This window comes from Alteromonas sp. 38 (assembly GCF_902506055.1).
Classification (GTDB): domain Bacteria; phylum Pseudomonadota; class Gammaproteobacteria; order Enterobacterales; family Alteromonadaceae; genus Alteromonas; species Alteromonas lipotrueae.
Window position 1 is genome coordinate 2,446,415 of the sequence record NZ_LR733300.1, and the last position, 11,709, is coordinate 2,458,123.

The following is an 11,709-nucleotide window of genomic DNA, read 5'->3' on the forward strand; positions in this document are numbered from 1 at the left end:
TTAAAAACGAGATGAAATTGCGTTTTAACACAGCTGAAAACTAAACGTTACACTTAAAACGTAACAACAGCTCGCGCCATGTCTTAACACTCTATTGCCCTTATATTTACCTCGACATTACAATCTAGTCTTCTATTTATATCCGCCTTTGCATGAGTTCAATAACAAAAACTATTCAACTCGTACAAAGGCACTGACTTCAGTAAGCGAGAAAGAAAATGGCAGACGTATTTGAAAACCCAATAGGGTTAGATGGTTTTGAGTTTTTAGAGTTTACCGCGCCTAAAAAGGGTTTATTGGAGCCTATGTTTGAAGCTATGGGGTTCACCCGTGTGGCCAGACACAAATCAAAAGATGTGGAGCTTTGGCGTCAAGGCGATATCAATCTTTTAAGTAACTATGAAAAAAATTGCCATGCTTCCTATTATGCCGAAGAACACGGCCCTTCAGCGTGTGGCATGGCCTTTCGCGTTAAAGACTCCCAGCACGCGTATTCTGAAGTGCTAAAGCGCGGCGCTCAACCTATGGACACCCACACGGGCCCTATGGAATTAAAACTGCCTGCGATCAGAGGTATCGGTGGTGCCATGCTTTATTTAATAGATCGCTATCAAGGTGAAAACACTATTTATGATATCGATTTCACGTGGATTGAAGGGGTAGATAGACACCCAGAAGGTTGTGGTTTCCATACGCTGGATCACCTTACTCACAATGTGTATCGCGGGCGAATGAATCATTGGGCAAAGTTCTACGAATCGTTATTTAACTTCCGCGAAATTCGCTACTTCGACATTAAAGGTGAGTACACTGGTTTACTTTCTAAAGCCATGACCGCACCAGATGGCAAAATTCGTATTCCTCTCAATGAAGAAGCGGTAGGCGGTGGCGGCCAAATTGAAGAATTTTTAATGCAATATAATGGTGAAGGTATCCAGCATATTGCCTTTGCTTGTGACGACCTTGTAAGTTGTTTAGATAAACTTAAAGCGAAGGGGATGAAGTTTATGACCCCGCCTCCTGATACTTATTACGACATGCTAGAAGAGCGTTTGCCCGGTCACGGTGAGCCTGTTGGAGAATTCAAACAACGAGGCATTTTGTTAGACGGTACCACTGAAGGTGAGTCTCCTCGTTTGCTATTGCAAATTTTTTCAGAAACCGTTTTTGGCCCAGTATTTTTCGAGTTTATTCAACGCAAAGAAGATGATGGGTTTGGAGAAGGTAACTTTAAAGCGTTATTTGAATCGATTGAGCGAGATCAGGTAAATCGTGGCGTATTAAATAAATAATAACCTTAACGCTTGCTCAAAAATTTACACATAGTGGTGTTAGCCCCCTTAGCTTCGAGCTGACATCACCATGTGTATCCATGTTCTATCCTCGCCGTGTACTTGCAATGAACTTGTATTACCCTTACGACTCTTCGCCTTGTTCATAAAGCGCACAACACGCCCCTGAGGGGTCTTTTATTATGCAAAAGCGTGATGTGCCATGGTGGCGAATGTCTCCTATTTGCTCCCCACCAGCACTTTTAGAAGCGGCTAACGCTGAGTCTAATTCGGCTACCGTGAAATACGGCACCCAACCGCCAGGAATGCTACTATTACAGCCTCGCTTGTTGCATATGCCGCCAGCAGGGCTGCCATCTTCTTTCATCATCACATAATCATTATAGCCGCCCATGTCGAAGGCTTCTTTTTTCCAGCCCATTACATTGACGTAAAAGTCAGCTAAGCCGTCAGCGTCATCGGTGGTAATATCCATCCATAAACTGTCGCTCATTTCATTCTCCTTTTGAGGTTTAATATTTTTAAATTATCAAGTCAGTATTTAAGCTTAGTACTCATTGATAATTGCACAGCCATTGATAAAAAACCACGCAGAGATCGTGTTTATTACGTTGGATAAAAGAGAGCTGTGTCAAGACAAGAAATTGCAAAATAAGCAGAACAATTTTCAAATATGTATAGACAGAGGCTGTGGAAAATGCTTGTGAATAGGTAAATGTTATCCACTGGCTATTGTTTGTACAGTTTATTTTATTGTTTAATTTCAACACCTTAAACAAAAGCCCCAAACTACTCAACAAACTTATCCACAGATTAAGTGGATAACACGTAGCACTTAACCACAGATAGTGTTTTAATGTGGATACTTTGATTGAAACCTTTTTTTCCGGTTATTCATGCCAAAACAAACACTCGCGGTACTTCCCCAACAATTTACGATCCACAGCCTAGATGGCGACAGTGCAATTCCTTCAAATGTACTTCAAAGCCCGCTTTTTTTCTTGGGCAAAACAGAAGATGAACTGTCTATCGTTATCCCGTCGAACGTAGACGTTGATTCACTCGATTCTGACGAAGGCTGGCGAGCACTTGAACTGCTCGGCCCGCTGCATTTATCTATGGTGGGTATTATGGCGCAGATTGGTGCTGTACTTGCCGCAGTAAAAGTCTCTATCTTTGTTGTATCTACGTTCGAAACCGACTTTTTCCTTGTGAAAGATAATAAACTTGCTGATGCAAAAAAGGCATTAAAAAATGCAGGCTATACGGTACTTGAGGGTAAGTAGTGTTGATAGAAAAGCAACTAACCGAGCCTCCTGAAAATTTTAAAAAAGCCATTCCTATCGCCGCACCAGTTTCGGGCCATTGTATTTTACTGCAACACGTAAATGATGACTTGATAAACGCTGGGGCATGGGGGCCGGGTATGGCGCTTGTTACCGCTTCCAGTAAAGTGGTCTCCCCGTTTAATGCAACAGTAGTGAAAATAGATCCCCTAGACTACTCAATAGAAATTAAATCTTCTTTTGGGCTTAAATGTCGAATCAAATATGGTTTATACACCCAGATGTTGCATGGGGCTCAGTTTTTAACACAGTTGAAACGAGGCGAGAAGATAAAAGCAGGCGCCATGTTATTTAGTGTAAATTCTGCGTGGCTAAAACAACAAGGCGTGGAAAATATTTGTATAATGACCTTACTAAATGCCACAGCCCTATTAGGCGTGCTACCTACGCATCAAAAATTTGTTGATGCGTATAGCGACACGTTTATAACCCTGTATATATAGGCAAATTCGAACCCTTTTTGAAAATACATAATAACCAGCTTATTATGCACTTACACTAACTTCACGCTGTAAGGGAGTATCCTTTTGAGTACAACAATGTATGGCATCGCAAATTGCGACACGATTAAAAAAGCGAAGAAATGGCTTACCGAGAACAACATCGAATTTACTTTTCACGATTATAGAAAAGACGGCATAGACGCTGATTTTCTTGCCGAAGCTGAAGCCAACCTTGGTTATGAAGTGATGTTGAACAAACGTGGTACTACTTTTCGCCAACTTGAAGACAGTGATAAAACAGATATCACCCGCGAGAAAGCGTTAGCCTTGTTACTTGAACACCCTGCGATGGTGAAGCGCCCTATTTTAAATCATAGTGGTACGTTTCATATTGGCTTTAAGCCTGCGCAGTATGAGGAAATATTTTGTTAAACGATAACGTAATAGACATCGCCAAAAACTTGATGAACAGGCGTTCGGTAACCCCAGAAGATGAAGGCTGCCAAGAAGCCATGAAAGACTTCTTAGGTACCTTTGGGTTTAACAACGAAACCATGGTGTTTGACGATACCACCAACCTTTGGTCTCGCCGTGGTACCGAAGGCCCTGTTTTTTGCTTTGCTGGTCACACCGATGTGGTACCTAGTGGGCCAGAAAGCGCATGGAAAACCCCGCCTTTTACGGCTACTGAAGTAGACGGGTATCTACATGGCCGTGGTGCTGCCGACATGAAAGGCAGTTTGGCCGCAATGTTAGTGGCAACGCGTAAATTTGTGGCTGATTATCCTGATCACAAAGGCAGTATTGCGTATCTTATTACCAGTGACGAAGAAGGCCCATTTATTAATGGTACTACTCGTGTCATTGATACCCTTGAAGCGCGAAATGAAAAAATTACCTGGTGTGTGGTTGGCGAACCATCCTCTACCGATGAAGTGGGCGATATTGTTAAAAATGGTCGACGAGGCTCGCTCACCGGAGACCTTACGGTTAAGGGCATTCAAGGCCACGTTGCTTACCCCCATTTAGCAAAAAACCCCGTTCATTGTGCCACACCAGCATTAACTGAATTGGCACAATCTCATTGGGATAATGGTAACGAGTTTTTCCCGCCCACCAGCTTCCAAATTTCAAATATTAATGGCGGTACCGGTGCAGGCAATGTGATCCCTGGGGAACTTCATGTGTGCTTTAACTTCCGGTTTTCAACCGAAGTGACAGATCAAGAACTGATCAAGCGTGTTACGACTATCTTGGATAAACACGAACTTGATTACGACATAAAGTGGACGTTTAACGGACAGCCTTTTTTGACCGACTCAGGCCCGTTGTTAACGGCTACGGAAAAAGCAATTGCTGATGTACGTGGCAAGCCCACCATTTTATCTACCGCAGGCGGCACATCTGATGGGCGATTTATTGCGCCGACTGGCGCACAAGTTATTGAGCTAGGACCAGTAAATGCCACTATTCATAAAATAGATGAATGCGTGAAAATGAGTGATTTAGAGGCATTAAGCGACATGTATTACGGTATTTTGGTAAATCTACTCGCATGAACCCCGCTACCTGGTTAGGGCAAGATAATCCTCACCTTGTTGATGCAGGAAATGGACACTTCCTGCATGCTAACGTGCTAGCCGCTTTTGTTAATATGCAAAAAGCCGCCCATAATGACGGTATAGATTTATGCTTAGTAAGCAGCTTTCGTCACTTTGACAAACAGTGTGCTATTTGGAATAGAAAATGGCGTGGCGAATCGGCGCTGTTAGATAACGAGGGCACTACATTAAACCCGAATACGTTATCAGACGTAGAAAAACTGCATGCAATACTGATGTGGTCAGCGTTACCTGGCGGTAGTCGACACCATTGGGGAAGTGACTTTGATGTTTATGACAAGCACGCGGTTGAACAATGGGGCGGTAAGTTTTCGTTGGTTGATAGCGAATATCGTAAAGGTGGGCCTTGTTTCTCGTTAGCTACATGGCTTGAAGCGAATATGAGCACCTTTGGATTCTTTCGCCCATTTAGCGAAAATAAAGGTGGCGTAGCATGTGAGCTTTGGCACCTAAGCCATCGGGCTGTTGCCACTGAGTTTGAACAAGCGCTTTCGCTGGCTGAACTGACTACTGCCGTTGAACTCAGTAGCATTGAAGGTAAGGCTGTTGTGCTTGAGCATATTGATGAAATTTACTATCGCTACGTGTTAAATCGTGGCGTGAGTTGGGTTAGGTAAGCTCTCACAACTAAAAAGCTTTAATGGAGACAGTGATGGATACGCTTTGGGTTGTCATTATTATCGTTATTGTATTGGGCGTGGTGATTGGCAATATTACACTGTTAAAATACAGCGCTAAATTTAAATTCCCAACACCGCTTAAAAAGAACGATGATAAGCAAAAGAAAAATGGGTTTGAAGATGAAGAGGACGACTGGTAAAACAGTCGCCCTATATTAAGCGCCCCACATTAAAATTGCTCAAATCTGGGCGTAAATCTGACCCCGCCCGCCTGCTATTTTTTAAAGCGGCGACGTTTTTACAGCAGTACCGCTAATGCTCACCATCAACATACTGCCTTTGTCACCAATAACTTGGTAGTCAAGATCTATCCCCACAACTGCGTTAGCACCCATGCTACGCGCCTCGTGCTCAAGTTCTGTAAACGCTAGTTTTCTTGCCCGCGTTAACTCTTCTTCATATGAACCAGAACGGCCACCTACAATGTCACGAATAGAGGCAAATAAATCTTTTACTATGTTAGCGCCCATTACGGCTTCGCCAACTACAATGCCATAGTAGGCTTCAATTTTTTGGCCTTCCAAAGTAGGCGTAGTTGAAATTATCATGGGTTGCTCCTTGCTGAGTAGTTATAAAAATTTGGTTTATTATTTTGGCCTTATAGTAGACCATTAGATATCTTGTTGAAGTGCTAATCACATAGCACCTGGTTATCCTAGCCTATTAAGATAATGCCTGCTTCAGCACGTCTACCAATTCGGTCGCTTTGTCTTCAGGGTAAGCCACAACGGCTTGCGCGCCCCAAATTGGCTTTGGCCATGCGATATCACTTTTATACCTTGCAACATGGTGAATATGCAACTGACTCACCACATTACCCAGTGCCGCTACGTTTAATTTATCGGGTGAAAATTGCGATTGCAGTAAACGGCTCACCTGTGCCGACTCACTTAAAAACTGTTGTTGTTGGACATCTGACAACTCAATGATTTCAGTTACCCCATCTACACGAGGCACCAATATCAGCCATGGAAACTGACTATCATTCATCAGTAAAACCCGACAAAGGGGTAAATCGTGGATAAAGAACGTATCAGCCTCTAGCCTTGCATCTAACTTAAACACTGAGTTTCTCCAGCTTTGTAGGTACAACCGTTAATAAAGCGCGCTGCCCTATTGCCACATTCGCATTAGGAAACACTATCGCTTCGCCGTCTTGCTGCGCAGTATAGGTAGCACCGGTTTCGGTCGCCAATACCGTGCCTTTAGCATAATCGGTAAAATTAGGTGTGTCGTCATCGAAATGCAACGTGAAATCGTTTTGATGGCGATTAATGACTTGATTCACGCGATAAATATCTAACGAGTCTATATCAACGTCAGGTCTAAAATCATCTTCACAAATAAGAGCAGTAATTGATTGTTTCGCCGCTTCGAACCGGCTCATGTCGTTTTGACCAAACGGTTGCACTTTACCCAGTTCGACGGTAAAGGCATGCGCTTGGTGCTGCACTGAAGAAGAGTAGCTAAACGTTGTGGTCGCTGACTCAGACAGCAATATGGTTTGAATACCACACGCGGCTAAAAATCCAAGCTGGCTTTTGCTGTGCGCTTTACCATGTAAATACGGGTATACCGCAAACTTTTCATTTTTAGACTCACGAATAGCTGTATGTAAATCGTAGTGGTATTTCTCATCACCAGGAAGTGCCACAGAGAAAAATGCTGTTATCGCGTCTTCCAGTACTTTAGCCCGTTTGCGCTCACTGTTGTTGCACCCTTCCCCTTTGGAGTGAGCACCATTAAACAACCGGTTCATGTTTTCTTCTACAAATCTTTCGGCAATATCCATGGCGGGTAAGTTGCCAAATAGAAAAAGTACGCGATGGCTAAGCTCGAGCTTGTTAGTAAGAATATGCTGTACCAGCTCGTCGCATATTTCGATGGGGGCCGTTTCATTTCCATGAACGCCGCTAGATATCACAACATGCTTATTAATAGACGTTTTCGCAACGGGCGTGAAGGCGATAATTCCGGGTGCAGTAATAGTAACGTCAGTACCATTGTCTAACGTAAATTGAATCGAAGAGGTAAATAACTCTGGTTGAGTTCTAGACAAAGAAAGAAAATTTCCTTGCGCGATAAGTTGTTGCATACAAAAACCAATAGTAGCTTGAATAGCGCTAGTTTAGCGATTCAGCCAAGCGAATGCACGTATTGCCACTTGCAAACTGGGGGGATTTTATTTACGCACGTAAAGGAGAGTTACCGACGATAATTTCTTGCTGAGCTAGACCAATAAAGTCATTTAAAGGAATGGCTTTTGAAAACAAGTAGCCCTGCCCTATGGTTACCCCCACTTCTCGAAGAATGTGCAGTTGAGCAATGGTTTCTACACCCTCGGCAATCACATCGCAGTTCTTCGCTTTACCGATGATTTTGGCAGCCTCGATAATAGCGCGATTAACAGGATGTTTAGCGAGTTCTATAACAAAGGTTTTGTCTATTTTAAGCGCGCTTAAATCAAGATCTCGAATATAAGCTAGGTTTGAATAGCCCTTGCCGAAGTCATCCACCGAAATAGCTACCCCTAAGGCCCGCAATTCATCCAGTTGCTTTTTCACCATCAGTGAGTTGGACAATGCAACGTCTTCTGTTAATTCCAACTCTATACGGGTAAGCGGCATGGAATAAGACTTACTGAGCATCTTCAAGGAAGGGATAAGGTGGTTATCATACAATTGAGTAGGCGATATATTAACCGACAAGGTGAGCGATAAACGGTGGATATCAAAATCAACTAAACTTCTAAACGCTTGCTCTAATGTCCAATAGCCCAGTTCATTCATCATATTATAGGATTCTGCCGCTTCGATAAGCGGGCCAGGAAATAACACGCCGTCTAACGGGTGATTCCAGCGAAGTAAGCACTCAGCACCGATAACTTCAAGGGTTTGCAAGTTAACTTTGGGTTGAAAGTAGAGCTCTAATTCATTTTGCGATAAGGCGCGTTTCAAATCAGCTTTTAAGGCAAGACTCCGACCAGTGTCCGTTTTATCTTGCATATTATAGAGGAAGAAATTTTCGTACTTATTTTCTTTCGCTTGCTTTAGTGCCGCTTCACCACGAGACACAAAAGCGGTAATTTCAAACGCCTGACTATCTGATGTCACTACACCTACATTAAAATCGGCAATGAACGCATGACCATCGTGATGCATAGGGGTTTTGAAATGCTCGACAAGCCGTTCGAACATGTCGCGCATTTGGCTTGAACTTCGCGTACCGGGAAACGCTATACCAAATACATCACCACTTATTCTGCCAAGGCGGATATCAACACCAAACAGAGATTGAATGCGGTTAGCAATTTCTAGCAGAAACCTGTCACCAATATTAATACCTAAACTGGTGGTTACATCTGAGAAACGGACCACATCTACCAACATTAATGATAACGACGGATGCAATACACCACACTTCGACACTGTGTCGATAAATGCAAATCGATTGGGAAGTGTAGCCAGCGACTTATGATGTTGGCTCATGACGGTTTCCTTGCACTAAACGGCGGCTAGGTGCTAAAAATAAGCAAACGGTAGTTCAACACGACTTAATACTTAGAGCAACTCGCAATTAGTATATAAATCGATACACAATTATATATCGTAGACTTTTCTCTTATGATTCCGCTATGTATTGATTTTTAATTTATTTTTGGTTTAAGCGGGTAAAAAGGTCACAACAAAAAGCCCGGAAAGCATAGCATTCCCGGGCTTTTTTTTTGAGAGTCGTTGAGACTAGCTTTCGATCTTACACGGTGAAAGTTTCCAAATACGTTCTACGTAATCTTTGATTGAACGGTCTGAGGTAAACTTACCCATTTTAGCGGTATTGATAATCGCCATCTTAGCCCAACGTGCTTTGTCGCGGTACGCCTCATCAATGGCGATTTGCGCATCGCAATAGCTACGGAAATCAGCTAATACCATGTATTGATCACCATGATCTAACAAGCTTTGCTTAATCGACACTAGCGCACCTGGTTTACCCGGCGTGAAGTAATCGGTTTCTAGCCAATCAAGAACGGCTTTAATTTCAGGGTCGCGGTAGTAGTAATCGTAAGGCTTGTAGCCTTTATCCTTCAGTTCGTGAACTTCTTCAACCGTTAAGCCAAAGATAAAGATGTTGTCATCGCCCACTTCTTCAGCAATCTCTACGTTAGCACCATCAAGCGTACCTACGGTAATAGCGCCGTTAAGTGCCAACTTCATGTTACCAGTTCCAGACGCCTCTTTTCCTGCGGTACTAATTTGCTCAGAAACATCTGATGCAGGGATCATTTTCTCAGCAAGAGACACGCGGTAGTTCGGCAAGAACACCACTTTAATTTTGTTGTTAACACGCGGGTCATTATTGATTTTATCAGCCACTTTATTGATGGCGTAAATAATATCTTTCGCTAACTTGTAACCCGGTGCTGCTTTCGCGCCGAAAATGAATACACGAGGCACCATATCGTAATCAGGATTTTCAAGCAGTCGACGATACAAAGCCATTATATGAAGCAAATTCAAGTGTTGACGCTTGTATTCGTGAAGGCGTTTAATTTGCACATCGAAAATAGCGTTTACATCTACTTCAATGTCTAACGATGCTCGAATTTCATCAGCCAGCAACTGCTTGTTGTTAAGCTTCACTTGCATGAATTGCTTTTGGAACGTTTTGTTATCGGCGTACTTTTCTAGCGCTTCAAGTTTGTATAAATCTTTTGGCCAATCTGAACCAATTTTCTTATCAATTAATTTAGAAAGTTCTGGGTTACACGCTTTTAACCAACGACGCGGCGTTATGCCATTCGTTACGTTCGTTAATTTATCAGGCCATAGTGCATCAAACTCTGGGAACAAATCAGACTTCACCAAGCGAGAGTGCATTTCGGCTACGCCGTTAACAGCAAACGAACCAATGACCGATAAATGGCCCATACGTACCATCTTCTCGTTGCCTTCTTCAATAATAGAAAGCTTCGCTTTAATGCGGTTGTCGCTTGGCCACTTCTTATCTACTTCAGCCATGAATCTATGGTTAATTTCATAGATGATTTCCAAATGCCGCGGTAGGATTTTTTCAATCATACGTGCAGGCCACTTTTCTAGGGCTTCAGGTAATAATGTGTGGTTGGTATAAGCAAATACTTTCGTGCTGATCCCCCATGCTTGATCCCAATCTAATTCTGCGCGGTCAACTAATATACGCATAAGTTCAGGGATGGCGATGGCTGGGTGTGTATCATTTAATTGGATAACAACCTGATCAGCAAAGCGGCTCCAGTCATCACCATGGGCACGTTTGTAACGGCGAATGATGTCTTTTAATGAACATGAGCAGAAGAAATACTGCTGAATTAAACGAAGCTCTTTACCCGCTTCAGTTTCATCGTTCGGATAAAGTACCTTTGAAATGGTCTCTGCCTGTACGTTTTCACGCTGTGCATCTACGTAACCACCGGCGTTAAATACATCCCAATTGAAGTAATCAGAGGAATCTGACTGCCATAAACGCAACACGTTTACGGTTTTGCCTTCATAGCCTACGACAGGAATATCCCATGGGATCCCTTTTACAATAGAACCAGGGTGCCATTCTTTTTGAATACGACCGCTTTCGCCATACTTAGTTTCTACATAACCAAATAAAGGCACTTCTTGAATTGACTCTGGGCGGCAAATTTCCCAAGGGTTACCGTAATCGCGCCAGCTATCAGGGCGTTCTATCTGCGCACCACTCTTAATTTCTTGACGGAAAAGACCATGCTCATAATGAATACCATAACCAATGGCAGGCAATTCCATCGTAGCAAGTGAGTCGATAAAGCACGCAGCTAAGCGCCCTAACCCGCCGTTACCTAGTGCCATGTCTGGCTCTTCTTCCATGATGTCGGTAATTTCAACACCGAGTTCTTTTAATGCGCCACTGGCAACATCAAATAAGCCTAAGTTTTGAAGGTTATTTGATAGCAAACGACCCATTAGGAATTCTGCAGAAAAATAATGCACTGCACGAGTATCATTGAAGTAGTGACTTTTTTGCGTTTTACGAAGGCCTTCTAGTACCTGAGCCTGAATGGCTGCACAGGTGGCTTTCCACCATGCGTGGTTGTTGGCCTTATTTTCATCCGTACCTAGCGTACAGTGAAGGTGCTTAACAATAGCAGCTTTAAATTCAGCCTTGTCTAGCGGTGAAGAGGGTTGCGTTTTGGCAGCTTTTGCGTTCATTTTGCGTCTCACTCTGGTTGATGTGTACTAAGGCACACTCAATGTGTAATTTAATTACAGAAAAAATCAACGATATGAGAGCAATATAGCAGTGCTTAAACGATTATG

General features: G+C 43.0%; 13 protein-coding genes. 7 read left to right on the forward strand and 6 right to left on the reverse strand.

All coding sequences use genetic code 11. The annotated features are described in order from the left end of the window. Nucleotides 1–218 precede the first annotated feature (218 nt). Entirely contained in the window at nt 219–1,292 is a 1,074-nt protein-coding gene (gene hppD, locus FLAVO9R_RS10560; RefSeq protein WP_159531109.1) for a 4-hydroxyphenylpyruvate dioxygenase, read from the forward strand. 124 nt (nt 1,293–1,416) lie between these two features. On the opposite strand, the gene FLAVO9R_RS10565 is transcribed toward hppD, so the two are convergent. Then, complete coding sequence (locus FLAVO9R_RS10565; protein ID WP_159531111.1) at nt 1,417–1,785, reverse strand: VOC family protein; 369 nt, start codon at nt 1,783–1,785, stop codon at nt 1,417–1,419. 403 nt (nt 1,786–2,188) lie between these two features. On the opposite strand from FLAVO9R_RS10565, the gene FLAVO9R_RS10570 reads away from it, so the two are divergent. From FLAVO9R_RS10570 to FLAVO9R_RS10595, 6 genes are all read left to right on the forward strand, one after another. Then, nucleotides 2,189–2,578, forward strand: a complete 390-nt coding sequence (locus tag FLAVO9R_RS10570) for an ACT domain-containing protein (protein ID WP_159531113.1) — start codon at nt 2,189–2,191, stop codon at nt 2,576–2,578. Further along, nucleotides 2,578–3,081: a PTS sugar transporter subunit IIA gene (locus FLAVO9R_RS10575; protein ID WP_159531115.1), complete on the forward strand. Its 504-nt coding sequence runs from the start codon at nt 2,578–2,580 to the stop codon at nt 3,079–3,081. The genes FLAVO9R_RS10570 and FLAVO9R_RS10575 overlap by 1 nt, the downstream gene beginning before the upstream one ends. Before the next feature lie 84 nt (nt 3,082–3,165). Continuing rightward, nucleotides 3,166–3,513: an ArsC family reductase gene (locus FLAVO9R_RS10580; protein WP_159531117.1), complete on the forward strand. Its 348-nt coding sequence runs from the start codon at nt 3,166–3,168 to the stop codon at nt 3,511–3,513. Beyond that, nucleotides 3,507–4,640: a succinyl-diaminopimelate desuccinylase gene (gene dapE / locus FLAVO9R_RS10585; RefSeq protein WP_159531119.1), complete on the forward strand. Its 1,134-nt coding sequence runs from the start codon at nt 3,507–3,509 to the stop codon at nt 4,638–4,640. The genes FLAVO9R_RS10580 and dapE overlap by 7 nt, the downstream gene beginning before the upstream one ends. Then, nucleotides 4,637–5,320, forward strand: coding sequence for a M15 family metallopeptidase (locus FLAVO9R_RS10590; protein ID WP_159531121.1), 684 nt, complete (start codon nt 4,637–4,639; stop codon nt 5,318–5,320). Before dapE ends, FLAVO9R_RS10590 begins: the two co-directional genes overlap by 4 nt. A gap of 35 nt (nt 5,321–5,355) precedes the next feature. Further along, nucleotides 5,356–5,523, forward strand: a complete 168-nt coding sequence (locus FLAVO9R_RS10595) for a DUF2897 family protein (protein ID WP_159531123.1) — start codon at nt 5,356–5,358, stop codon at nt 5,521–5,523. Nucleotides 5,524–5,604: 81 nt separating this feature from the next. Here FLAVO9R_RS10595 and FLAVO9R_RS10600 read toward each other — a convergent pair whose 3' ends face one another. The 5 genes from FLAVO9R_RS10600 to FLAVO9R_RS10620 form a co-directional block, all read right to left on the reverse strand. After that, nucleotides 5,605–5,931, reverse strand: a complete 327-nt coding sequence (locus FLAVO9R_RS10600) for a heavy metal-binding domain-containing protein (protein ID WP_013784663.1) — start codon at nt 5,929–5,931, stop codon at nt 5,605–5,607. A 115-nt stretch (nt 5,932–6,046) separates the two neighbouring features. Next, the gene (locus tag FLAVO9R_RS10605) at nt 6,047–6,448 is read right to left on the reverse strand and encodes an HIT domain-containing protein (RefSeq protein ID WP_159531125.1); all 402 of its coding nucleotides are present in this window, start codon (nt 6,446–6,448) and stop codon (nt 6,047–6,049) included. After that, nucleotides 6,441–7,478 (reverse strand): succinylglutamate desuccinylase, encoded by a 1,038-nt coding sequence (gene astE, locus FLAVO9R_RS10610; protein WP_159531127.1) that lies wholly within the window; start codon nt 7,476–7,478, stop codon nt 6,441–6,443. The genes FLAVO9R_RS10605 and astE overlap by 8 nt, the downstream gene beginning before the upstream one ends. A 91-nt stretch (nt 7,479–7,569) precedes the next feature. After that, nucleotides 7,570–8,871 (reverse strand): putative bifunctional diguanylate cyclase/phosphodiesterase, encoded by a 1,302-nt coding sequence (locus FLAVO9R_RS10615; RefSeq protein WP_159531129.1) that lies wholly within the window; start codon nt 8,869–8,871, stop codon nt 7,570–7,572. Nucleotides 8,872–9,123: 252 nt separating this feature from the next. Beyond that, the gene (locus FLAVO9R_RS10620) at nt 9,124–11,601 is read right to left on the reverse strand and encodes a glycogen/starch/alpha-glucan phosphorylase (RefSeq protein WP_159531131.1); all 2,478 of its coding nucleotides are present in this window, start codon (nt 11,599–11,601) and stop codon (nt 9,124–9,126) included. Nucleotides 11,602–11,709: the final 108 nt, after the last annotated feature.